The 25,743-nt window shown below is 41.7% G+C and carries 19 protein-coding genes and 1 riboswitch; of the genes, 12 read left to right on the top strand and 7 right to left on the bottom strand.

What is annotated here, in order from left to right:
* Positions 1–2: 2 nt before the first annotated feature.
* The 4 genes from atpF to PQG45_RS09825 all read right to left on the bottom strand — a co-directional run bounded on the left by atpF (position 3) and on the right by PQG45_RS09825 (position 2,458).
* Positions 3–497, bottom strand: a complete 495-nt coding sequence (gene atpF, locus PQG45_RS09840) for a F0F1 ATP synthase subunit B (protein ID WP_315577008.1) — start codon at positions 495–497, stop codon at positions 3–5.
* 130 nt (positions 498–627) lie between these two features.
* Positions 628–873, bottom strand: coding sequence for an ATP synthase F0 subunit C (atpE, locus tag PQG45_RS09835; protein ID WP_130894949.1), 246 nt, complete (start codon positions 871–873; stop codon positions 628–630).
* 39 nt (positions 874–912) lie between these two features.
* Positions 913–1,998, bottom strand: a complete 1,086-nt coding sequence (gene atpB, locus PQG45_RS09830) for a F0F1 ATP synthase subunit A (RefSeq protein ID WP_316070793.1) — start codon at positions 1,996–1,998, stop codon at positions 913–915.
* Positions 1,999–2,098: 100 nt separating this feature from the next.
* Positions 2,099–2,458 carry a hypothetical protein gene (locus PQG45_RS09825; protein ID WP_315577010.1) on the bottom strand — a complete coding sequence of 120 codons (360 nt, stop codon included), beginning with the start codon at positions 2,456–2,458 and terminating at the stop codon, positions 2,099–2,101.
* Between the two features lie 80 nt (positions 2,459–2,538).
* A riboswitch (SAM riboswitch) is annotated at positions 2,539–2,654 on the top strand.
* Between the two features lie 7 nt (positions 2,655–2,661).
* Here PQG45_RS09825 and PQG45_RS09820 point away from each other — a divergent pair.
* Together PQG45_RS09820 and PQG45_RS09815 are read left to right on the top strand one after the other, a co-directional pair.
* Positions 2,662–3,738 (top strand): homoserine O-acetyltransferase family protein, encoded by a 1,077-nt coding sequence (locus PQG45_RS09820; protein WP_315577138.1) that lies wholly within the window; start codon positions 2,662–2,664, stop codon positions 3,736–3,738.
* An 82-nt stretch (positions 3,739–3,820) separates the two neighbouring features.
* The gene (locus PQG45_RS09815) at positions 3,821–4,618 is read left to right on the top strand and encodes an SDR family oxidoreductase (protein ID WP_316070792.1); all 798 of its coding nucleotides are present in this window, start codon (positions 3,821–3,823) and stop codon (positions 4,616–4,618) included.
* On the opposite strand, the gene PQG45_RS09810 is transcribed toward PQG45_RS09815, so the two are convergent.
* Complete coding sequence (locus PQG45_RS09810) at positions 4,615–5,802, bottom strand: nucleoside permease (protein WP_316070791.1); 1,188 nt, start codon at positions 5,800–5,802, stop codon at positions 4,615–4,617. The two genes, PQG45_RS09815 and PQG45_RS09810, sit on opposite strands and share 4 nt — an antisense overlap.
* A gap of 34 nt (positions 5,803–5,836) precedes the next feature.
* Between PQG45_RS09810 and PQG45_RS09805 the strand changes: the two genes are divergently transcribed.
* Positions 5,837–6,088 (top strand): hypothetical protein, encoded by a 252-nt coding sequence (locus tag PQG45_RS09805; RefSeq protein ID WP_315577013.1) that lies wholly within the window; start codon positions 5,837–5,839, stop codon positions 6,086–6,088.
* A gap of 20 nt (positions 6,089–6,108) precedes the next feature.
* Complete coding sequence (locus PQG45_RS09800; RefSeq protein ID WP_315577014.1) at positions 6,109–6,579, top strand: DUF3592 domain-containing protein; 471 nt, start codon at positions 6,109–6,111, stop codon at positions 6,577–6,579.
* 242 nt (positions 6,580–6,821) lie between these two features.
* Here the strand turns inward: PQG45_RS09800 and PQG45_RS09795 are convergent, their stop codons facing one another.
* Positions 6,822–7,340 (bottom strand): nuclear transport factor 2 family protein, encoded by a 519-nt coding sequence (locus PQG45_RS09795; protein ID WP_316070790.1) that lies wholly within the window; start codon positions 7,338–7,340, stop codon positions 6,822–6,824.
* Between the two features lie 11 nt (positions 7,341–7,351).
* Positions 7,352–8,611, bottom strand: a complete 1,260-nt coding sequence (locus tag PQG45_RS09790; RefSeq protein ID WP_315577016.1) for a serine hydrolase domain-containing protein — start codon at positions 8,609–8,611, stop codon at positions 7,352–7,354.
* Between the two features lie 98 nt (positions 8,612–8,709).
* Here PQG45_RS09790 and yidD point away from each other — a divergent pair, with 98 nt between their 5' ends.
* From yidD to PQG45_RS09750, 8 genes are all read left to right on the top strand, one after another.
* A complete protein-coding gene (gene yidD / locus PQG45_RS09785; RefSeq protein ID WP_315577017.1) occupies positions 8,710–8,919 on the top strand; it encodes a membrane protein insertion efficiency factor YidD in 210 nt (69 codons plus the stop codon).
* A gap of 452 nt (positions 8,920–9,371) precedes the next feature.
* A complete protein-coding gene (locus PQG45_RS09780; protein WP_316070789.1) occupies positions 9,372–12,371 on the top strand; it encodes a SusC/RagA family TonB-linked outer membrane protein in 3,000 nt (999 codons plus the stop codon).
* A gap of 57 nt (positions 12,372–12,428) precedes the next feature.
* On the top strand, positions 12,429–13,898 hold the full coding sequence (locus PQG45_RS09775; RefSeq protein ID WP_316070788.1) for a RagB/SusD family nutrient uptake outer membrane protein: 1,470 nt from the start codon (positions 12,429–12,431) through the stop codon (positions 13,896–13,898).
* Positions 13,899–13,998: 100 nt separating this feature from the next.
* Positions 13,999–17,301, top strand: coding sequence for a VCBS repeat-containing protein (locus tag PQG45_RS09770; RefSeq protein ID WP_316070787.1), 3,303 nt, complete (start codon positions 13,999–14,001; stop codon positions 17,299–17,301).
* 9 nt (positions 17,302–17,310) lie between these two features.
* Complete coding sequence (locus tag PQG45_RS09765) at positions 17,311–20,604, top strand: VCBS repeat-containing protein (protein ID WP_316070786.1); 3,294 nt, start codon at positions 17,311–17,313, stop codon at positions 20,602–20,604.
* Entirely contained in the window at positions 20,604–22,082 is a 1,479-nt protein-coding gene (locus PQG45_RS09760) for an FG-GAP repeat domain-containing protein (RefSeq protein ID WP_316070785.1), read from the top strand. The genes PQG45_RS09765 and PQG45_RS09760 overlap by 1 nt, the downstream gene beginning before the upstream one ends.
* The gene (locus PQG45_RS09755) at positions 22,079–24,583 is read left to right on the top strand and encodes a TonB-dependent receptor (protein WP_316070784.1); all 2,505 of its coding nucleotides are present in this window, start codon (positions 22,079–22,081) and stop codon (positions 24,581–24,583) included. The genes PQG45_RS09760 and PQG45_RS09755 overlap by 4 nt, the downstream gene beginning before the upstream one ends.
* The gene (locus PQG45_RS09750; RefSeq protein WP_315577024.1) at positions 24,583–25,641 is read left to right on the top strand and encodes a DUF4249 domain-containing protein; all 1,059 of its coding nucleotides are present in this window, start codon (positions 24,583–24,585) and stop codon (positions 25,639–25,641) included. Before PQG45_RS09755 ends, PQG45_RS09750 begins: the two co-directional genes overlap by 1 nt.
* Positions 25,642–25,743 lie beyond the last annotated feature (102 nt).

Genomic DNA, 25,743 nt, shown 5'->3' with positions numbered 1-25,743 from the left:
GATTAAGATAATTTAACGTCAGCCATCCACTCAGTAACTAATTTCTCCTGAGCTGCTTTGTCTTTTAATTGGCTTTTTAACACTTTTTCCGCTAAGTCTAACGATAGGCTAGCTGCTTCTTTACGAATGGCTGCTACAGCGCTCGCTTTTTCTTGTTCGAATGCAACGCGTGCTTTTTCGATTTCTTGGTTAGCGGCTGTTTGTGCATCTAATTTCGCTTGCGCAATCATCGCGTCAGATGCTTCTTTTGCTTGCTTGATTAATGCATCGCGCTCAGCACGTGCCGAATTAATTAATTGTTCGTTACCAGCTTTCAAATCGGCCATTTCAGCACGTGTTGTTTCTGATAATTTGATCGCTTCGTCGATGGATTGCTCACGTTCAGCTAACGATTGAATGATGGGTTTCCAAGCAAATTTGGCTAGAAGGAAAAATAAGATTCCAAAGACAAGTAATTGCCAGAAGATAAGTCCAAAGTCTGGGGTAATTAACTCCATAATATATAAATATTTACAGTATTTCGTTTTTTAGAAAACGCAATTTGGCGCCTATCGCATTCCAAATTGCGTTTTAAATGTTTTGAATAAGGATTCAAAGGCTATCCCTCAGGCTTATTCGATTGGTATCTTATTTCAAAGTTACCAATAGACAAATTACAGCAGCGAATAACGCAACCGCCTCAACGAAGGCAGCAACGATCAACATCGCACCCTGAATTTTTCCAGAAGCTTCTGGTTGACGAGCGATAGCTTCCATTGCAGAACCACCGATACGACCGATACCCATTCCAGCTCCTAAAGCAGCTAAACCAGCACCAATACCTGCAAGACCAAGACCTACAGAAACTTCTAATAAAATCGATAAAATAGACATACGATTTGGGTTTATATAAATTAAAAAAAATACAAATTATTAATGATGATGCTCTTCAACCGCCGCTCCGATGTAGGTTGAAACCAACATGGTGAAGATAAACGCTTGAATAAAGGCAACAATCAGCTCGATCACGTTCATGAATAGTGAGAAAGGAACTACTGCGAGACCCAATGCTGCATTTTCAAAAATGAAAATCAAGGAAACTAAACTCAATAAAATAATGTGACCCGCTGTGATGTTTGCGAACAAACGAACCATTAACGAGAAAGGCTTCATGAAAATACCCACGATCTCAACAGGAGTTAAAATAACCAACATCCATTTCGGTACACCTGGCATCGCGAAGATGTGTGTCCAATATGTCGAACGGCCATTGAAATTCGTTACAAAGAATGCGATGATGGCTAATACTAACGTAACCGCGATGTTACCAGTTAAGTTGGCACCGCCTGGAACTAAGCCCAACATGTTGTTGAACCAGATAAAGAAGAAGACCGTCAATAAATATGGCATAAAACGACGGTAGTGTTTTTCGCCAATATTGTTTTTTGCAATTTCATCACGTACGAAGATGATAATCGGCTCGAACATCGATTGGATGCCTTTCGGTGCGCGGTGTGGATTTTCCTTGTAACGCTTACCGATTCCGATGAAGATTGTTAGCAATAATACTGCTGAAAGCATCAATGAAGCCACATTTTTCGTAATAGAGAAATCATAAACTTTCTCTCCATTCTCTGCGTGTATTTTTCCGTGCTCTAATAGGAATCCATTGTAAGGAATTTCTTCGTGGTGTTCGTTTTTAAAGTTGGCCGATGAAAATACCACTACGCCACGTGATGCCGTATATACGATGCAAGGCAATGGCAATGTCGCATGGAAATGCCCAACCGTGAAGAAATGCCAATCGTGCTCATCTGCGATGTGGTGCAAGATTAACTTACCTGGATCAAATTTCGTTGATTCTGCTTCGTGCGCAGCAGGAGTTGCCGCATGTGCTTGCGTTGAGTCATGTGCTACAGCCTCTTCATTCGCAAGCAGCGAAAAGCTTGAAAAACTGAATAATAATCCGAGGATTATATTTGAAAAATACATTTTCTTTAAAAAAGTCTTAATCGGCATCGTAATTCTTGCTTTTACTATTTTGTTTTCAAATGATTTGCTAATTCGTTGATTAGCGTTGTTTTAAGCAGAAAAAAAAGAAAAATAAATTCAGTCTTTTCTAAAAACGTCGCAAGTTACGAAGCAAGCCAATTATTTCAAAATTTGCGCTACATAAATAGAGTACAAAAAAGTTGATTACAAATAAGAATATTTCCGGGGTGCCTGAATAGGCGAAGAATCCAATGAACGAAAGGCTTAATATGAAGCGTATGGTCAAGTTTATCATCTGAAATTGGATGAATTTTTCTTTTCCATCTTTTAGTCCGATTTGTGCAATGCTATAAGTTAAATAGGACTGAAATGCCAAAAAGGTAAATATGAAGGAAACGTTTGGGTGCAGTAAGTATACCAATGCGCTTTGGCTAATCGCATAAAGAATTACGGCGAAGCCTATATAAAATAGTATTAGGTGTTTCATAGGGCAAATATCAAGAGAATTTTGGAAAATCCTGATTTCCTGATTTACTTTGTGCCCTCATTCAGTCGCTGTGAAGCATTGAATTATAAAGAAGAAGGGAGAGACTAGGCTCATTGATCTTCTGGCAACCCGTCAAAATTTGACCCCGGTGCTAATTCCTACCCCAGGCGTTTGTCTGTTTAGGGAAATATAAAGCTTTGATGATGCAAGCAGAATTTAGACACTATCACTATCCCCATACATTTGTACTAGAAAGCGGCACGTCGCTTCCTGAAATTGATTTGGCTTACCAAACCTGGGGCCAAATGAATGCAGCTGGTGATAACGTGATTTGGATTTGCCATGCGTTTACTGGAAGTCAGGATGTCGCCGACTGGTGGCAAGGGCTTGTAGGACCAGGTAAATTGTTTAATCCCGAGAATAATTTCATTGTTTGTGCCAATATTTTAGGGTCTCATTATGGTTCTACGGGGCCATTGTCAACGAATCCTCAAACCGGCGAACCTTATTTTCATGCGTTTCCTGATGTAACAATCCGCGATGTCGTCAATGCTTTTGAATTGCTTCGTCAAGATTTAGGAATTCATACCATCAAGACTTGTATCGGTGGGTCGATGGGCGGTCAACAGGCTGTCGAATGGGGGATTATTAATCCAGACTTAATTCAGAACTTGATTTTGGTTGCAACGAATGCCGTTCATTCGCCGTGGGGAGTGGCGTTTAACGAGTCCCAGCGAATGGCGATCGAGTTGGACAAAACTTGGGGAGAATCCCATCCAAAGGCGGGAATTGACGGGATGAAGGCAGCTCGTGCTACGGCCTTGATTTCATACCGTAACTACGAAACGTATCAAATTACACAAGCGCGCCAGGATCATTCACTCGAGAAAACCTTGCGAGCCGTGTCCTATCAGCGTTATCAAGGAGAGAAGTTGGCCCAACGCTTTAATGCCTTTTCTTATTACATCCTTTCCAACATGATGGATTCACAAGATGTGGGTCGGAATCGGGGAGGAATTATTCCTGCCTTAAAGCAAATCAAGTCGAATACACTGGTTATCGGGATTAAATCCGATGCCTTGTTTCCCATCGTGGAGCAGGAATTCTTAGCTAAACATATTCCGGGTGCATCTTTTCAAGTGATTGATTCCTTGTATGGGCATGATGGATTTTTAATTGAAAGTGGTTTGATGACGAAAGCGATTCGACTGTGGCAGAAATTACAGCTATTAGAAGTGAATCCCATGGCCGAGTTCTTTCGGGAGTTAGAGCGTTTATAGCCCTAGGCTTCTAGGGGTACCCAGGTTAAAACCTGGGGTTAGTATATTGAATGTTCGGAGGTATTTTTCTTACCTTTAACCTATGGATTTCAAAAACAAAATTGTCTGGATCACGGGCGCATCTTCCGGTATCGGCGAAGCTTTATCCTATGAATATGCCTCAAAAGGCGCTAATTTGGTTTTGTCGGCACGCAGAGAAGCGGAATTGCAGCGCGTTGCCCAGGCTTGCGAGTCACATGGGGGTAGCATGTTGGTCTTGCCCTTTGACATGGTCGACCTTGCTACTCATGCGCAACAAGTTGAGGCCGTTATTCAAGCATTTGGTCGCATTGATGTCTTAGTTTTGAATGCGGGCGTTAGCCAAAGGTCCTTCGTCTTGGATACACAATTTGATGTGTACCGTCGGTTGTTTGAAATCAATTTCTTTTCGATTGTTCATTTGGTCCAACAGGTTATTCCTGTTTTTCAAAAGCAACAAGCGGGTATTTTTGTGCCGATTGCCTCTGTGGCGGGTCGGATTTCGACACCAAGAAGAGCGGCTTATGGGGCGTCTAAGCATGCGCTTATTGGCTTTTTTGATTCTGTTCGAGCGGAGTTACATGGGCATGGAATTCAAGTTAGCACCATTTTACCTGGGTATATTCGTACCGAGATTTCATTGCATGCGATGAACGAGCATGGGGAAAAATATGGCAAAATGGATCCTAATCAGGCCAAAGGACTTGATCCGGCGGTCGCAGCACAAAAGATCGTTGAAGCCGTTTCAGAAGGTAAAAATGAGTTTTTTGTCGGCGGGGCCTTGGAGCGTTTTGGCCTATTTGTTAAGCAATTGGCTCCAAGCATCATGCCTTGGATGTTACGAAAAATCAAGAATACTTAAGCGGCCTGTTTTCGTTCGTGGAAGAAGAGCATAAATAGTACCAATACTAATGCGGCAATTCCAGCTGGGACCATCCAAACGGATTGCCAATCGTGTATTCCGTTTGAGGTATACATGTCTAGAACAATGCCGGAAAGTTTCGATCCAATGCCCATGCCTACGCCGTAGGTGGCCAGTGTAATTAAGCCCTGCGCTGAATTTTTGATATGCGGACCTGCTTTTTGGTCGGTATATATCTGTCCCGTCACAAAGAAGAAATCGTAGCAAACGCCGTGTAGAATAATTCCAATATAAAGGATCCATTCACTTGATAAACCGTCGCCATATCCGAAGCAGATGAAACGGATTATCCAGGCAATTAGTCCAACAATTAACATTTTTTTGACGCCTAAGCGTGTGAATGCAAAAGGGATCAACAGCATGAAGATAACTTCGGAAGCCTGGCCTAAGGACATTTTGTTTTCTACATTGCTCATGTGGGAATCCGTTAAGGATGGATTAGCCATGGCGTAATAGAAGGAGAGTGGGATACAAATGAGAATGGATGAAATAAAGAAGATTAAAAACGATCTGTCTTTGAATAATTTTAAGGCATCGAGTCCTACAATTTGAGCGATGGAGGCGTTCTTGTCGGCTTTAGGTGGCGTATCTGGCAAGAAAAAGGAATAGATTCCGAGCGCGAAAGAGCTATACATGGCAATGTGGAAAATCGCCACATGATCACCCAAAGCATAGAATCCGATGATATTGGTGACAACAATCCAAGCAACCGTTCCGGTTACGCGAATATTAGCAAATTCCTTTTCTGGGTTTTGCATTTGTTTCATCGCGATGGAATTGGATAAAGCTAGATTCGGTGCAAAGCAGAGTGTATAGGCTAATATGTACCAAAAGAAAACCTCTGGGTCAGTCGTTTGACTTAATAGATACAAGAGTCCACCACCGATGATGTTTAAAACCCCCATCACTTTCTGTGCGGCGAAAAAGCGGTCGGCAATTAATCCTACGAAAAATGGAGCAACGAGTGACGCAAGCGCGAAGGTGAGGTAAGCATTTCCTACTTGGTCACCGGTGGCATGCAGTGTGCTTAATAAATATTTACTCATTTGGCCGTACCATGCTCCCCATCCGAAGAACATAAGGAACATCATGGTCATGAGTTGAATTTTAGTCGAATTTTTCATCATTATAGGTTTCTTGCAGGTCAAAAATACGAATTTGAAAGAAATATCAAATTTTCGGAAAATATATTTTTGGGGCTTTTGGGATGATTTTGGAAAGGTAAAATCCAATAATTCTCCTATTTTTTCAAAGAATGGGTCAAAATGGAATCCTATTTTTTCGATTTTTGCAAAAATGCCATTTTCTGCCCTCAAAATGCAACTTGATGGGCTTTTAGTTGCAAAGGCTAAGTATTTGATTTTCAGTAATATTTATCCGTTTTTTGATGAAAATTTAAAAGGCAGGTAGCCCGGAGTGTTTATTATACCATGAATTTAGCAAGTGTTTTATTAATATCAGGAAGGCCTACGGGTTCGTTTCAAGGTTCGATGACCTTGTTCTTGGTGCTATTTTCATTTATTGCTTTGGCATTGATAGGCGTGGGGGTAATTCTTTACCAAAAGCGGAAGGAGTGGATTGCACATTCTAAAATGACCTATGGCAAAATCGTCGAAATCTCGAAGCGCTATGCGCGCGATGATCATTCGGGTCGATTCCCAATATATTTTCCCATCGTCTCTTACCATGTCAATGGAAGCGAATTTCGTCGGGAGGCGGATAAAGGATTAGCGAAAAATTGTGAGGTGGGTCAGGAAGTTCCTGTACGTTATCTGACTGAAAATCCGTATGAGGCTTCGTTGAATGAATCTACAATTCCTGTTTTGAACCCAACCGTCTTTTTTGTGCTGGGGATATTGATGTTGTTGAGTTCGATTGCGCTATCTCTGTTGCACAGATAGACGTTGGACATTAGACTTTGGACTTTGGAGACGCGTTTGCGTCTTTTTTTGTTTTTGTCGGGTTAATAGAAAAAGACGATGTAATGAGCTGCACCCAATAAGTTGTCCAACTTTTTGAGTGCAGTTCCCACTTCGCGCCTCTACAAAAGTTTTAGTTATCTTGTTCGCTCAGGTAATTTAATCGGCGTGAAATACGCCTCAAACTTTGGCAATCCTACAAGGTTTGCCAAAGGGGCTAAGACCTACCAACCATCATCCTTCTTGGGTTTAATGTTTGCTGGGCTTTTTTTCGCTGCCGCGGGAGCTGCCACTTTGGGACTTGAAGCTCCACTTCCTTTGAGGTTTACGTCTAATTCTACCCGACTGAAAACGCGAGTTACGATTTTCCATTCACCATTTACTTGTAAGAGGCTCAGCAAATCGATGTATTTAAAATCGGCGAATTGTAATTCAGCCGCCGCTAAACCTGATATTCCCGCATACGAATAACTAATTAATTTAGTTGTTGCTTTAACGCCACCTGCTGGAGTTTTGGAAATAAAGGTTTTGATCGGGAAGTCTTGAATCTTTCCTGTGCTCGCGTTCACGGTACGTAAAATCGCAGAGGAATGAAATGCCTTGCCGAGTTTTGCTGTGTCGCCTGTCGTTAAACCTTCGAAATAGTTATTGACCGTTGCTTTGATTGCCTCATCTGTACTTTGGCCAAAGGTAAGCGTGCTCGTCATTAGCAGGCAGATGCTTAGTGTGATGATTTTTTTCATAGTTGTTGGATTTAGTTGCCTCCAAGGACAAATTCTGTCGGCAAGGGTTCACCTTTCATGAACAAGTTAGCCTTTTCTGGATATAAAATAGACTGTACAATATTGACGCGTCCCAATGCATGGTTTGCCATATTGCCTAAAATGATAATGGCAGAGTTGTCTTTTGGATTGTGTAAATAATAGTTTTTGAATCCATGCCACCACCCGGTATGGTAAGTTAGCCACTCGCCGTTATCCAATTGAGCTAGGCGCCAACCGAACCCGTAGTTTTTAGCCAATACTTTCGGGGAGGTATGTTGGGGTGTAAATGCTTCTTCTAATGTCGTGAATTTCACAAGCTTTTCTTCATTGAGTGCGACGTCCCAGTGGTACAAATCTTCTACTGTTGAATAAATACCTTTATCTCCTGTTACGCCATCTAAGTGATTGAATTCCGACACCACGGGTCCGCCGCGGCGAGGTACATAACCTGTAGCCGCTGTGCGCAGCATTTCGGGATGCATGGGATCGTAGATGAATGACTCCGACATGCCTGCGGGTTCGAATAAATTCTTTTTGGCATATTCTCTGAAATTCATGCCACTGAGTTTCTCAACGATATAGGCTAGCAACATGTAGTTGGTATTGTTGTAGCTGAATTTAGCATTAGGTCTGTAGTCGATATGCGGTTTCAAGCGAATCATCATTTCGACAACTTTTTGATTCGTTAGAGGAATTTTTTTATCGTAGACTTTATCCATGTTGTAGGCATAGTCCGAAAGACCTGATCTGTGCGTCAATAAACTCCGGATGGTTAGGCTTGAATCATATGGGAAACCTGGAATATGTTTGTAGATCGCATCATCATAATTCAGTAAGCCTTTTTCGTGCAATTGCATAATAGCAACGGCCGTAAATTGTTTGGATACGGAGGCTAATTGAAAGTGCGTATGTGTATTGATGTTGCTTTTTGTGAAGTAATTGGCATAACCGAACCCTTTCTTGTAAATGATCTTCCCATACTGGGCAACGAGAACGGCGCCGTTGAATCCCGATTTTGCTTGAAGCTTCGAGAAGAAGGTGTCAAGTTTGATGGATTTCTGTTTGGCAATTTCGGGGTTGTATAAATTAGCTAGGCTATCATTGCGTTTCTCGGTGCTTGTCTTAACATGAAAGAAACTTTTCGTCGGGTGCGATGAAATCAGTAAGCCAATGAGCGTGCAGATGGTTAATGCGCCAATAATCTTAGGGCCTTTGGGTAAATTCAACATGTAATGGATAAAGCGGTTCATTTCAAAGCAATTTACTGTAAATCGAGTTTTTAATCAAGTGAGGATTCATCTTTATTTAGGTTGATTGCTTACATTCGGGGGTTCAATTGGAAATTCCTATGAAATACATATTCATCTTCTTAATTCGCCTCTACCAAGGATTAATCTCGCCCTTCTTGCCAAACGCTTGTCGGTATCAGCCTACATGTTCTGAATATGCCAAGCAAGCATTTATTAAATACGGGTTTTTGAAGGGGTTTCGATTGACGGTGAAGCGTCTCTCATCCTGTCATCCCTGGGGCGGAAGTGGTTACGATCCATTACCTTAATTTTGATATACAGCATAGCACTGTCCAAAATATACAATTAATTGGATTATTCCGTTTTACGATAATTCCTTCACAGGTAATTCCTTACCGATAAATAATTTGATTTTTTTTTGAAAAAAAATTCTATTGAAAAAATACAATCGCTTTTGGGCTGTTTTGGGCACTTTCAGGACTTAAATATACCGAACAGCATCTATATAGGTATAAATTAGATTATTTCGAGAACCTGTCCTATACTGTGCTACTTTTCAAGAAAATCTAATTTATGTACAATTTACTAGGCCGTAATCCTTGATTCATTAATTAAAATCATTTTTTTATTCAATTTATTCTTCCTTTTTTTGCCTTGGTTTTGAAATTAGCCTTGGACTCTAAACGTTTACATAGCAGTTTTTGGTTGAAACAAAATCACAAAGAATCATTAATCATTTTTAACCCTTAATTTTTCACTTATGATTCATTCTTACAAAAGAGTGGGTCGCCTTGTGCGATCAAGTGTAAGTAACCTAGGCTTCAAACAAGCTTTTAGTGTTGCTGTGGCACTGTTAATTTCCTTGGGTGCTTTTGCTCAAGATGTGGTAACGGGAAAAGTAACTGATGCCGCTGATGGCTCAGGTATCCCAGGTGTTTCTGTAGCTGTAAAAGGTACCACTCGTGGTGCTCAAACAGATGCAAACGGTACTTATAAAGTTAATGCTGGGTCGAACGCGACGTTGGTATTCTCTTTTGTAGGTTACACAAGTAAAGAAGTTGCAGTAGGTTCTAAATCTGTTGTAAACGTTTCTTTAGCTGCTGACAACAAATCTTTGGAAGAAGTTGTGGTTGTTGGTTACGGTACGCAAAAGCGTAAAGAAATTTCAGGAACAGTAACTAGCTTAGGTTCTCGTGATTTCAACGCCGGTGTTGTAACGAATCCATTAGCTGCTGCACAAGGTAAAGTTGCAGGTTTGGTTATCACACAGGCTTCTGGTGATCCAAATGCTCGTCCAACAGTTCGTTTACGTGGTACGGGTTCATTGAACGCAGGTTCTGAGCCATTATACGTAATTGACGGTGTGATTGGTGCGCCTATCGAAAACATTGCTCCAGAAGATATCTTATCGATGGACGTGTTACGTGATGCATCTTCTGCTGCGATCTACGGTTCTCGTGGAGCGAATGGTGTTATCTTGATCAACACAAAACGTGGTAAATCAGGTACTCCTACGGTTGATTATTCAGCATACGCTGGTTCTGAGTCTATCTCACAACGTCCTGAATTGTTGAACGGTGCTGAATTCCGTGCTGCTGCTGCTAAATACGGTCAAAAATTTGACGATTTAGGAGCTAACACAGATTGGTTAGATGTTATTACTCAAACAGCTATCTCACAAAACCACAACGTGGGTGTGTCAGGTGGTTCTGAAAATGTATCTTACCGTGCATCTGTTGGTTATTTAGACCAAACAGGTACATTGAAAGGTTCAGGTAAAGAGCGTTTGACAGGTCGTTTGAACTTAGATGCGAAAGCAATCGATGGTAAATTGGCGATGAAAGTAAATATGTCTGCTTCTCAAACGAACAACCAATTTACTGATAACCGTGCAGTAGGTTTCGCAATGAACATGCGTCCTACAGATCCCGTGTACAATGCAGATGGAACTTATTTCCAAATCCCAGGTACATTCGCAAACTTTAACCCATTAGCTACAATTGAAAGCAAATCAAACAAACAACGTTTGCACGATTTCTTGTTCAATGCTTCTGCAGGTTATACAATCTTAGATGGTTTAGTATTTAACGTATCAGGAACTTTGCGTACGCAAACAGCTGATGGTTCTTACTTCGCGAAATCTACTCCAGGTAACTTATTAGCTACTGTAGGTGGTAACGCTGCAAACCGTCAATTGAACTCGATTACGGATAAGCAATTAGAGACTACGTTGAACTACTCAAAGAAGTTGAACGATGTTTCTACATTGAACGTTTTGGCTGGTTACACTTACCAAGATGTCGTTGCTGATGGTTTCGGTGCGGGAAATAATAACTTTTTAACAGATGCATTCGAAGCGAACAACTTAGGTTCAGGTTTAGGTATTCGTACTAATCCCAACTTGTTGTTCTCATACAAGAACGAATACAAATTGGTTTCATTCTTAGCGCGTGCTCAATATTCATTATTGAATAAGTATTTCGCAACTGTTAACGTTCGTCGTGACGGTTCTACGAAATTTGGTGATAACAACAAGTGGGGTGTTTTCCCTTCAGTTTCAGTTGGTTGGGCATTATCTGAAGAAGCTTTCTTGAAAGGTAATTCAACAATCGATAACTTGAAATTGCGTGTTAGCTGGGGACAAACTGGTAACTCGGAAGGTATCCGTCCGTTGTTATCTAAATCGTTCTACGGAGCTTCAGGTTCTTACTTTGATGGTGCTGCAAACGATTTCTTGCCTGCATACTCAATCCAATCTAACCCGAACCCTAACTTGAAATGGGAGATTAACGAAAACATCGGTGGTGGTATCGACTTCTCTTTATTAAAAGGTAAATTGACTGGTAACTTGGATGTTTACACACGTACAACAAAAGATTTGTTATACACAGTAAACGTACCACAAGAGAAAGGTTATGTATACCCAACAATGTTGGCTAACATCGGATCGATGAAAAACCAAGGGGTTGAGTTGTCATTAACTTACCAAATCTTAGAGAACACTGATTGGAACATCGCTACTACGTTAGCTGCTTCTTTCAACAAAAACGAAATCGTTTCATTGAAAAATGATTCATTCGCAGCTCCAGACCAAGTATTTTTGTCTACTTCTTTAGGTTCATTCATCCGTGGTACATCTGCTGTTAACTTCTCAGTATTACAAGCAGGTCACCCAGTAGGTGAATTCTATGGTGCTAAAATCGCTAAAATCGAAAACGGTAAATACGTATTCCAAGATTTGAACGGAGATGGTGTTGTAGATCCTAACGCTGCTGACCGTACGTATATTGGAAATCCTAACCCAACTTTCGTTGGTGGTTTGACTACAAACATCCGTTACAAAGCATTTGACTTGCAATTCCAATTGACAAGCCAATTAGGTGCTAAGATTGTTAACACGAACAGCTTGTTGTTAGGTCGTCAAGATGGTCGTTTAGCTGAATCAGGTGCATTGAAATCTGCATTGACTTCAATCATCAACGATGAGCGTACAATCCCAATGGATTACTATGTTGAGTCAGGTGATTTCTTACGTATCAATAACGCTTCATTCGGTTATACATTACCAGTGAAAGGCGTGTTCAAGCGTGCTCGTATCTACGTAGCAGGTAACAACTTAGCTGTATTTACTAAATACACAGGTGTTGATCCAGAGATTAGCCAAAACTTAGCAATTGGTTCTGCTGCTCCGGGTATTGACGTTCGTGAGACTTACTACAAAACTCGTGCGATTACAGCGGGTGTAAATCTTTCGTTCTAATCAAACAAAATCGTATTCAATTAGTTAAATAATCGAATAAATAAAATTATTAATAAAATGAAAAAATATATCTATAAAGTACTTTCAGTAGGTGTTTTCGCTTCGTTAGCCCTATCGTCTTGTACAGATTTAACTGAGCCAGTTTATGATGCGATCCCAGCGGATCAATTCTTGAAAACGGATGCTCAGATTGCTGCGGCACTAGGACCTGCTTACGGTGGTCTTCGTGGTATCACATGGGATTGGTTCAATCCAAGTGAAGCATCTTCGGATGAGTTGATCGTTCCTACACGTGGTGGTGACTGGTATGATGGTGGTGACTGGTTGGCTTATTCTCGCCACACATGGACTCCACAACACGGTCCTATCAACGGTATGTGGGGTTTCATCTTTGGTAACATCTCTCAGATTAACCAATTGATCCCAGTTGTTAAGACAAACCAAAAAGCAGTAGATGAGTTACGTGCTGTACGTGCTTTCTATTACTTCATGGCTGTTGATGCGTTTGGAAACGTCCCAATCGTAACGGATAACGCTTCTGCAGGTGGAACAAAAACACGTGCTGAAGTTTATGCTTTCGTTGTTAAGGAATTGACTGAGTCTATTCCTAACTTATTGCCAGGAAAAGCATATTCTCGTATGACGCAAGATGCTGCACGTATGTTGTTAGCTAAAATGAAGTTGAATGCTGCTGTTTATTCAGGTACTGCTGATTGGCAAGGTGCTTATGATGCTGCTAACGCGGTAATCAATTCGAAAAACGGATATTCATTATCTTCTTCTACAGCTTCTAACTTCATCGTTGCTAACGAAGGATCAGGAGAGAACATCTGGACTATCCCTTACGATAGCTTCAAAGCAGGTGGTATGAACTTCCAAATGAGAACGTTGCACTATGCTAACCAACAAACGTATGGTTTGGGTAACTCACCTTGGAACGGTTTCTGTACTTTAGCGGATTTCTACAACTCATTCGAGTCGAAAGATTTACGTAATTCAATGTGGATCAAAGGTCAGCAATATGCTGCTTCTGGTGCTGCATTGAAAGATGCTAAAGGTGCTCCATTAGCGTTTATCGCTGACTTCAACAAGGACCAAATGACGGATGCAGATCCAGAATTCCAAGTTGCAGGTATCCGTTCTCAAAAATATGAGATCCAAAAGAACAACCCGAACGGGGATCAATCAAATGACTACGTAGTATTCCGTTTGGCTGATGCGATCATGATGCGTGCTGAAGCTGCTTTCCGTTTAGGAAAAACTGCTGAAGCGTTAGCTGATTTGAACACAATCCGTAAGCGTTCAGGTGTTGATGCTTTAACTGAAATCACTGCAGCTAATATCTTAGCTGAGCGTGGTCGTGAGTTTGCTTGGGAAGGATGGAGACGTAACGATATGATTCGTTTCGGTACATTCTCTTTAGAGCGTAAGTTCATGAAGAAATTAGATAAGACTCGTGAGTTGTTCCCAATTCCACAACCACGTATCGATGCTAACCCATTGTTGAAACAAAACCCTGGGTATTAATTCGTACTGAATTTAGTAAAAAGGCAGAGCTATTGGTTCTGCCTTTTTATTTTATAAACAGTCCCTTTTTTGTATTTTTGCAGTCTATTTTGATTCGTCCATGAAGCATTTTGTACTCCTTTGTAGCGTTGCATTTTTAACCTTCGCCTGTTCATCCAAAGAAGACACCCTCTTCGAAGAATTACCTGCCTCCGAAACAGGTATTGACTTCGTTAATCGAAGTTTGGAGAAAAAGGAATTCAATATTTTCAACTACCGTAATTTCTATAATGGAGGTGGTGTCGCAATCGGTGATGTCAATAATGACGGGCTTTCCGATTTATTTGTCACCTCAAATTTCGAAGACAATAAACTCTACCTCAATAAAGGGGGAATGCATTTTGAAGACATTACCAAACAAGCCGGGATTGTTGGAAAGAAATTCTGGTCGACTGGCGTAACTTTTGCCGATGTTAATGGTGACGGATTAATGGATATTTATGTGTGTAATTCCGGTTCTCGGGATGCACGAGGAAACCAATTATACATCAATCAAGGTGTTAAGGGAGGGGTTCCAACGTACAAAGAAATGGCACAGGAAGCGGGTTTAGCAGATGGAGGACTTTCTACACACGCCGCATTTTTTGATTACGATCGCGATGGGGATCTTGATATGTACCTGTTGAACAACAGTTTTACACCCATCGATAAATTAGGTTACACAAATTTGCGCGATATGCGCGATAAGTTAGGAGGGGATAAGTTGTTTCGCAACGACAGTCCCGATGGTAAGCGCATCATGTTTACGGATGTGTCCGAGAAAGCTGGCATTTACGGCAGCTTAATTGGTTTTGGTTTAGGTATTACAATCGGGGATGTCAACAATGACAATTGGCCCGATATTTACATATCAAATGATTTCTACGAGCGTGATTATTTATACATCAATCAGCACGATGGAACATTTAAAGAAGATTTAGAAGCGCAAATGCCGCATATCTCATTAAGCTCCATGGGGGCGGATATTGCGGATATCAACGACGATGGGAACCTCGATATTTTCGTGACCGATATGCTTCCTGGAGACGATCGCCGCTTAAAAACAACATCTATTTTCGAGGGCTATAACCTGGTAGACTTGAAATTGAAACGTGGTTTTTGGCATCAATACATGCGCAATAACCTGCAGTTGAACAATGGTGACGGCACCTTTAGCGAGGTGGGTCAGTTGGCCGGCGTACATGCCACCGACTGGTCTTGGGGGGCATTAATCTTCGACATGGACAACGATGGTCAAAAAGATATCTTCGTTGCCAATGGTATTGCCAAGGATTTGACAGATCAAGACTTTGTCGATTTTCTCGGAGACCGAAACACCATGCAACAAATGTTGAACGGGAAGAAGTTCGACTACAAAGAATTCACGGATAAGATATCATCTGTGCCCATTCCCAATTATGCTTATAAAAATGAAGGGAACTTAAAGTTCTCTAACCAAGCGAAATCGTGGGGATTGGAAGGACCAGGTTTCTCCAATGGTTCGGCCTATGGAGACTTAGACAATGATGGGGATTTGGATCTTGTCGTTAATAATGTCAATGCACCGCTTTCGGTGTATAAAAATAAGACCAATGAGAAGTTGAAAAACCATTATCTGACCATTCATTTGAAAGGTACAGGTCGTAATTTAAATGGTATCGGGGCGAAGGTGACTTTGTTCCAACAAGGAAAAATTAAAGTATTACAGCAAATGCCGAATCGGGGATTTCAATCCTCAAGTGATCACCAAATGGTCTTTGGTTTAGGGGGAAATGCGAAGATCGATTCATTGCATATTATTTGGCCTGACGATCGCATGCAGACATTGAAGAATGTAAAGGTAGATCAGGTTTTAACGCTTGATTATGCAAACGCATCTTCTACATTTAAGTTTATGCCATTTGTTGCCAAGCAATTATTCGCTGACGTGACGGCATCGAAATTGAATTATACACATCAAGAAAGCATGTTCAATGATTGGGATCGCGATGTGTTATTAAAGCAAAAGCTGTCTACCCAAGGTCCCGCGATGGCCGTAGGTGATGTCAACGGCGATGGCTTGGATGATCTTTACTTAGGGGGTTCGGCAGGACAGAAGAAGCAATTATTCATCCAGCAAGCCTCTGGTCAATTTAAGGAAAGTGTTCAATCTGATTTTAACTTAGACCAAACGACAGAAAATACGGATGCTATTTTCTTTGATGCTGATGGTGATAAAGACTTGGATTTATTCGTCGTAACGGGAAGTAATGAATTTGATATCAATGCGCCTGAATTGCATGATTTGTTGTATTTGAACGACGGTAAAGGGAATTTTAAGCGTGATTTACGCTTCCCAACCATCTTTGAAAATGGATCATGTGCTACGGCCGCCGACATGGATCATGATGGTGATTTAGATTTATTCGTGGGTTCTCGGATGCTTTCTGCCAAATATGGCATGAGCCCAAGTAGTAATTTGTACATCAATGACGGTACGGGCGGTTTCAAAAACTACTCAAAACGATTTATGCCGGAGATTGGTGAATTAGGCATGGTGACCGATGCGGAATGGGCTGATGTGAATAAAGATGGCTATGCTGATTTAGTTGTGGCACAAGACTGGGGCGGAATCGTGGTATTTAAAAACGAACTTGGTCGAAAATTAGTCAAACAAGAAATGGTTCCAGGATCAGAAGGTCTTTGGGGCTGTTTGAAACCTGCTGATATTGATGGTGACGGCGATATGGATTTTGTGGCAGGAAACTTTGGCCTTAATTCAAAAATCAAAGCATCTACGGAATTTCCTGCTACCTTATCGGTCAATGATTTTGATAAAAATGGAACGGTCGAACAGATTATTTCCTGCGTAACGGAAGATGGTAATACCTACCCAATGGTGCTGAAGGGTGAATTACAGCGCGCAACACCAGCGATCAAACAGAAATTCATCAAGTACAAGGATTATGCGAATAAGTCGGTAGAGGAATTGTATTCGGATGATCAACGTGCTGAGATGGTACTTCGCCAAATCACGACTACTGAGTCAGCGTTTTTGATAAATGATGGCAAAGGAAACTTTAGTTTGCAGTCTTTGCCTTATGAAGCGCAATTTTCGCCGATCCGTGGAATTGAAGTGGCCGACTTTGATCACGATGGTAAAGTAGATATCCTTTTAGCAGGTAATTTCTTTGATTCTTTGCCTGAATGGGGACGTTTCGATGCCTTGTATGGTTTGATGCTCAAAGGATTAGGGCAAGGAAAATTTGCTGCTAAACGTTCAAACGACACAGGTTTTCAGACCCGTGGCCAAGTTCGTAAAATGGCGATTGCAAAAGGAAAAGGAGGGAATTTTGTTGTCCTCGCTAAAAACAATGACAAAGCACAAGTGTTTCAAGTTAAATAATAGTCGTATATGAATAAGTATCTCGCATTTTTCATTTTATCCATTGGTTTCCTAGCGTGTAAATCAGGTGATGATGTGCAATTGTTCGAGAAATTACCCGCCTCGAAAACACACATCGATTTTACGAATCAAATCAAGGAAACGCCCGATTTTAACATCCTCGATTACCTTTATTTTTACAATGGGGGTGGTGTTGCTTCAGGCGATATCAATAATGATGGCCTAGTTGATTTGTTTTTTACCTCCAATCAAGGGAAAAACAAATTATACCTCAATAAGGGGAACATGGAATTTGAAGACATCTCCGAAAAGGCGGGTGTGGCAGGGTTCTCCGACTGGAAAACGGGTGTTACCATGGCCGACGTCAACGGCGATGGCTTCTTGGATATTTATGTTTGTGCTGTGAGTAATTTTAAAGGCATGGAAGGCTCGAATGAATTGTACATCAATAATGGTGACAATACATTTACCGAGAAAGCCAATGAATTTGGTTTGGATTTTACTGGATTTTCCACGCAGGCAGCCTTTTTTGATTATGATAAAGACGGCGATTTGGATTGCTATTTGTTGAATCATGCTGTACATAACACGCGTTCTTACGACCGCGTGAATACGCGTATGTTGAAGGACAACGAGGCAGGCGATTATCTTTATCGAAACGATGGGGGCAAATTCAAGGATATCTCGGCAGAGTCGGGTATTTACCAAGCGGCGATGGGCTATGGTTTAGGGATTTCGGTTGCCGACTTGAACAATGATGGTTGGTTGGATATTTATGTCAGCAATGACTTCCACGAAGACGATTATTATTACATCAATCAGAAAGATGGTACCTACAAAGAGGGAATCAAGGAGCATTTTAAGCACCTAAGTCGTTTCTCGATGGGTTCAGACATTGCTGACATCAACAACGATGGTTACCAAGATGTCATGACTTTGGATATGTATCCTGAAGATGAAAAAGTAGAGAAATCATCTGTTGGGGAAGACCCTTTGGATATCTACATGTACAAATTGCAGTTTGGCTATTTCAATCAATACAGTCGGAACTGTTTGCAACTTAACATGAGTGGCCAGAAGTTTGCGGATATCGCGGCATCTTCCGGTGTGGCGGCTACGGACTGGAGCTGGAGCACATTAATGGCAGATTATGATGGGGATGGTTTGAAAGATATTTTTATTTCGAATGGAATCTTGCGCCGCCCGAATGACTTGGATTACTTGAAATTCGTCATTGGTGATTCCTTGCATTACGGATTACCCACTTCACATAAATTGGATCAAGAAGCTATCGATTTGATGCCTAGCGGTAAGGTGCATAATTACTTGTATCAGGGATCGAAGGATTTGCGCTTTAAGGATAAATCATTGGCTTGGGGATTTGAAGAAGAAGGAATTTCAAATGGTAGTTCGTATGCCGATTTAGATAATGATGGCGATTTGGATTTGATTTCCAATAACCTAAATGAGCCGGCGGGTATTTACGAAAATCATTCGCGTGAGTTGTTGAAGAACAATTTTGTGAAAGTTAAATTCAAGGGCGAAGGCATGAATACCTTCGGTATTGGAGCGAAGGTGATCTTGAAAACGAAGGACGGCCAACAGCTTCAGCAGATGATGCCGACACGAGGTTTTATGAGTTCAGTGGAGCCTATGCTTTTGTTCGGTATCGGTCAATTGAGCCAAGTGGATTCGATGATTGTGATTTGGGAAAATGAGAAGATGCAGATTATCAAAAATCCCAAAATCAATGAGCTGTTGACACTCGATCAGAAGAATGCACAAATGCTTGTCAAGGATTTTCAATTCTTCACGCAAACCAAAGCTCTTTTCGAGGAAGTGACTAATGCATTTACTATTCCCTATTTACATCAAGAAAACACCTATTTCGATTTCAATCGGGAATTATTAGTTCCATTCAAAGTATCCATCGAGGGGCCTAAAATGGCCGTAGGTGATGTGAATGGTGATGGATTAGAAGACTTTTATGTGGGCGGAGCAAAATACCAAGCGGGACAATTATATGTTCAAAAGCCAAACGGTTTTGCGCTTTCTCCTCAGGCTTCGTTCAAAGTGGATAGTTTGTATGAGGATGTGGATGCCTTATTCTTCGATGCCGATGGTGACAAGGATTTGGATTTATATGTGGTAACGGGCGGAAATGAGTTTTTTGATAAAATGCCTGAGCAGTTTGATCGCTTATACAAAAATGATGGCAAAGGTAATTTTACACGTGATGCCAAAGCCTTACCTGCGATGTATGATAATAAATCCGTTGTTCGTCCGTCCGATTTTGATCGGGATGGGGATATCGATTTGTTCGTAGGTGGACGTGTCGTGGGTTATCATTACGGTTATTCACCTAAGTCGTATCTGTTGGTCAATAATGGTAAGGGTCAATTCAGCGATCGTACGCAGGCCTTAGCGCCTGACCTTCGTGAAGCGGGTATGTTGACAGAAGCCATTTGGGCAGATATCGACCGGGATGGTGACCAAGATTTAACAGTCGTAGGGGATTGGATGCCGATTAAAACATATGAAAACCAAAAAGGGAAATTGACCTTGGTTGAGAATGGTTTGGAAGAATTTACCGGTTTCTGGGGTGGTTTAACCGCAGGAGATTTTGATAAAGACGGCGATGTGGATTTTGTGGTAGGTAATCTAGGAACGAACACCAAATTGCGGAAGCAAGTCGATGGGAAATTACGTATGTTGATCAAAGACATTGACAAAAACGATACAGAAGAGCACATCATCTCGTACAATCGCGGGGATGATTGGTATCCGATTAACAGCAAAGATGAGATGGGCAAACAAATCCCAAGCATCATCAGCAAGAAATACACGAAGTACAACGAGTTTGCGGGGAATACGATTGAGGATTTGTTCGGTGATAGTGAATTGAAAGGAGCCACGGAGCGCATGGTAAATACTTTTGAATCCGTGTATATCGAAAACAAAGGAAAAGGGAAGTTTGAGATGCACTTCTTGCCAGCATTGGCTCAGGTTTCGAAAGTGATGGTTTTGCGTACGGAAGATGTGGATAAGGATGGCAATTTGGACGTTCTATTGGGAGGTAATTTCAATGGGGCTTCGATGTACCAGGCCCGTTATGATGCTTTCTTTGGATTGATTCTTAAAGGAAATGGGAAAGGCGGATTTAGTCCCATGATTCCGACGGAAACCGGATTTTTACAAGATGGTGATGTGCGGGATATGAAGATTATCAATACACCCAAGGGGCCATTGTATTTTGTGACGCGTAACTCGGCTACGATGCAAATCTTTAAAAAGCTGAATTAATGCGGAAAATCCTCGGATTGCTACTATTTCTAGGCATTGCGGTTGCGTCTTGTAAACGTGATGTAAAGGAAGGCGAGCAATTGGCCAAACAATACTGTGCGTCTTGTCACATGCTACCCAGCCCAGCTTTGTTGCCACAAAATGTATGGAAATACTCGACGCTTCCCTATATGGGAATTATGTTGGGCGTTTCGCATGAGATAGACCAATTGGAAAAACCGCTTTCCGATTATGCCATCATGCGACCGGCGTCTCAAATGATTCCGGATGAGGATTGGGAAAAAATCAAGGAATATTATCTTACGGAGGCTCCCAAAGAATTAGCCATGCCAGCTTACCCTGCATTGCCAGAGGAAAATGAATTATTCGCCATTGAAGATTTAGCTGTTTCCAAAGCAAATGCAACGATTCCAAATTTTACTGCGGTACGAATCGATGCTTTGAAGCATCAAATTGTCGCGGGTGATCAATCCAATCGGGTTATCTGGGTATTGGATGCCACAGGAAAACCCAAACAGCAATTGGAAAACCAAGATGCATTGACCTACATCGAACCTTGGAAAGGGCAATACCTTTTTACATTTATTGGGACTACTACGCAGGCAAATCCGGATGTGAATGGCTCAATAAAAGCATACACTTCTGGAGAGCCAAACATGCTCATCAAAGGGTTAAATCGCCCCATTGAATTAAAGGCTCGTGATTTGGATGGAGATGGTCAGGACGAATTAATCAGCAGTGAATTTGGATTCATGCAAGGAGGGATGTCGGTATGGAAGAAAAAAGGAACCAACTGGACAAAGAAAACCTTAAATCCGCAGACGGGTGCGACGCATGTGTATGTCCGCGATTTTAATGGCGATGGACGATTGGATATCGTTACATTATTTGCCCAAGGAGACGAACGTATCATGCTTTATACGAATAAAGGAGGCTTAAATTTTGAAGAAACACGCCTCTTACGCTTTCCGTCGATTTATGGAACGAGTTCCTTTGATATGGGTGATGTGGATGGCGATGGCGATTTGGATATCGTTTGTACAGCGGGTGATAATGCTGATTTCTCAACGATTTTAAAGCCTTATCACGGGGTCTACGTCTACACGAATCAAGGAAATATGACCTTCAAGCAACAAGCATTTTATCCACAAAATGGTGCGACTAAGGTGATGTTAGCTGACTTGGATGCCGATGGGGATCAAGACATAATATCGATTGCCTTATTTCCAGACGTAGCAAATCGTCCTGCGGAAGGCTTGATTTATTTTGAAAATACAGGTAAAGCGTTTAATCAACGAAGCATTCCAGTGAATCATTTGGGGCGCTGGTCGGTGATGGATATTGCCGACATTGAAGGGGATGGGGATTTGGATGTCGTTTTAGGCAGTCATGCCGTGGCGAAGTTCCCTGCAGGCGGATTTGATCCCGCCTGGAAGACTGCTAAAGGAATTTTAATTTTACGAAACAAAAAACGATGAGGCAGGTATTGCTTATGTGTTGCTTGCTCTTGTCCTTCGCTTCGCTGGGTCAAAAAAGAGGCTACTTTATTTTTTCAGGAACCATTCAGGATGTTGAAACCCAAGCTCCTTTAGAGGGGGCATCTGTCTTATTTTCAGGCTTGTCGATCGGTGCACGGACAGATTCTAGTGGTCATTTTTCGGTCACTTTGCCCTCACGTTCCTATCAAATGGTTTATCGCAGCTTGGGGTATAAATTCAAGACGGGTCGAATAGATTTAAAGGAAAATGCCCAGGTAAAAATCTTCTTGGAGAAGTCGGAACAGATTCTAGATGAGGTCGTTATCTCGGCAGAGAAGTCGGATGCCAATGTCAATCGTACCATCATGGGGGTGGAAAAAATGTCCAGCAAGACCTTAAAAAAGCTTCCCAATTTGATGGGGGAGGCCGATGTAATACGAAGCATCATGTTATTGCCTGGCGTTTCCACGGTCGGGGAAGGCGCTTCCGGATTTAATGTGCGCGGAGGAAATGTGGATCAAAACCTTGTCTTATTGGATGGTGTCCCTTTGTTCAATACGTCCCATTTATTTGGATTTTTTACGGGATTTAATGCCGACATGGTTCAGGATTTAAGTTTGTACAAGGGCGGTATCCCGAGTATGTATGGCGGTCGGGCGTCTTCCGTCTTAGATGTTCGCGTCAAAGAAGGTAATTTTGATAAATGGGGAATCCAAGGTGGGGTAGGCCCCATCTCCAGTCGCTTATTGGTGGATGGCCCCTTGGTCAAAGGGAAAACGTCGTTGATTCTGGGTGCACGTGGCTCCATGTCGGATTTTTATCTAGGTTATTTTCCGAATCCCGCATTACAGAAAAGCAAAGCTGATTTCTACGATGTAAACTTTAAGTTGACGCATAAATTGAGCGAAAACCAACGTATTTCCTTGTCTGGCTACATCAGTCATGATGGTTTCAAATTCGCTTCGGATACTTTATATTCTTGGGAGACGAAGACTTTGAGTTTTCAGCACCATGCCCTTTGGAAGAATTGGTCACATCATTTCACCGCATTTGCGAGTGATTATGCCTATGGAATTGATGGATTAAAATCGGGTTATGAGTTTGCTTGGAAGCCATCGATTGCTCAAAAGACCCTTCGCGAAGATCTAAGTCTTGATTTAAAACAATTGGGTCGTGTCGATTTAGGGGCAGAATTCAATGCTTACCGAAATGATGCGGGTACATTTAAGCCTAGCTCGGAAAAATCCGTCGTCAATACCTTCCCCATGCAAGCGGAAAATTCCCGTGAAATGTCGGTTTATGTGGGACATAGTCTGCCATTGGGAAAGCGAGTTAGTTTGGATTATGGACTTCGCTATGCCTATTATCAGTTATTGGGTGCCCAAACATTTTATCAATACAAGTCAGGCATGCCTCGAGCCTTAAATACCATCGTTGATACTGTACAATATCAAGGTGGTGATGTCATTCTAGCCTATGGGGGTTTTGAACCGCGCTTGTCTTTGGCGGTGAAGTTGGATACAAACACATCGGTTAAATTAGGCTTTAATCGGATGCAACAATTCATGCATTTGTTGTCGAATACGATGGCCGTTTCGCCGGTGGATATTTGGAAAAATTCGAATCCTTATTTGCCGCAGCAGGTGGCGGATCAGTATTCGATTGGTTTGTTTAAGAATTTCACCAACGACCAAAATGCAGTATTCGAGGCCTCGGCTGAGTTTTATTACAAGCGCTTATCGAATGTGATTGATTACATCGATGGGGCTGCTTTGTATTTAAACCCGACGGTTGAAACACAATTGCTGGTTGGGAAAGGACGTGCCTATGGGGCAGAATTTTTCTTGAAAAAGGCGCGTGGTATACGTTTGACGGGATGGGTTTCGTATACCTATGCGCGGTCATTTCGTTTGATTGAAGCCAATGAAAACCAAATGGCAGCAAATTTTGGCAAGGAATTTCCGGCCAATTTTGATATGCCACATAATTTTAAGTTTGTGTTGAATAATCGCTTGACCAAGCGCATTTCGTTTAATGCGAATTTTACATACACGTCTGGTCGACCTATCACCTATCCTAATGCACGTTACAAGGTTTATGCCTTTAATGATTTGTATGATTACGGGTATGCAAATGGTATTTTCCCGCGGCCGGGTTTGACGCCTACGACGTATACCTATGGAGGATCCAACAATACCTATTTGACCAATACGACGATTCAGCCCTTATTGGATGGCTATTCGAGTCCAAGTTTCACATTGCGTAACCAAGAGCGAATTCCATTTTACATGCGGATGGATATTGGATTTACGATTGAGCCTAAGGAAGGAAAACGCTGGCAGGGAAGTTGGAATTTCTCTGTCTACAATATATTGTCTAGACAGAACGCTTATTCGATCTTTTTTAGATCATCTACGGGCTTGATTAATCAGGCTAGAACATATCAATTATCAGTTTTGGGAGCTGCAATTCCATCTGTAACCTATAATTTTAAATTTTGATGAGGAGGATATTGGCATTTGTTGGCTTGTTGGGCTTGTTCTCCTGTGAGACTGAAATTACGGATTTCAAAACAGAGAATTTGAGTGATGCCGTGGTGGTCTATGGGGAGATGTCAAATTTGGCTGGACCTTATACCGTTCGGATTAATTATACATCTGGGTATTCGCCCTTTGATCCGACTCAATTTCAGGGGCAATCAATCCCAGGGGCTGATGTTCGCATTGTGGATGAGTCAGGTGCAGCCATCAGCTTGAAGGAAATTCAAAAGGGTATGTACCAGACGCCTGCCACTTTTAAAGGGCAAGTGGGTAAAAAATACCAATTGAAAATCATGACGCCGGATGGTTTAGCCATTGCATCAACTTGGCAAGAGTTAACGAAGCCCGTTGATTTAAAGTCGTTTGAATCCACTTATTCCAATGCTGAGAAAGTGGAGGAAATGCATTTTAACGTGCGGGCAAGTGTTCAAGATTCACGAGGACAGAATGATTATTATTTAGTCAAACGACAAGATTTCATTCAATTTTTGACCACCTGTCCGACGCCTCCTGCGCCGCCAGCTCCGGTGCCAATTTGTTACAATAAATGTTGGCAAGCTGTTCAAAACACCCAGCCGATTTTAGCTGATGATGCCTTTTTGGATGGTCGGGAAATTGCATTGTTCTTAGCATCTGTTCCCTATGATGACTTTACGGAATGGTTTGTGCAATTGGAAGTGTATCATGTCGACCAATCGACCCATCAGTTTTGGAAGCGTCAAGAAGATCAGCGGACATTGGGTGGTGGGATTTTTGATAAAGTTCCTGCGCAGATTATTGGTAATTTGACATGCTTGAATAAGCCGGAGCGCCAGGTTCTTGGTTACTTCATGGTGGCAGGTAAAAGCAAACAACGATTGTTCATTGATCGCTACAATGGTATACCTGCAGCATCTTATCAAAAGCTTGTTAATTACGTTGACTTTAAAAAAATGCGCTATGCTGAATCCCCCTTATGGGATTGTCGGAAGGCCGCATGGGTACCCTACAATGTGGGCCTGAATTTACCAGTTTACTGATCAAAATTTTCGTGTTCTACCCTTACCTTTGGCAATCCTCCCAGGTTTGCCAAAGGTAGCTGGGCAAGTAGCAAACTAGTATGCTTGCATAATAGTTTTTTT

It is taken from the genome of Aquirufa regiilacus, from assembly GCF_032470275.1.
Classification (GTDB): Bacteria; Bacteroidota; Bacteroidia; order Cytophagales; family Spirosomataceae; genus Aquirufa; species Aquirufa regiilacus.
This window is presented reverse-complemented; position numbering and strand designations above follow the sequence as displayed.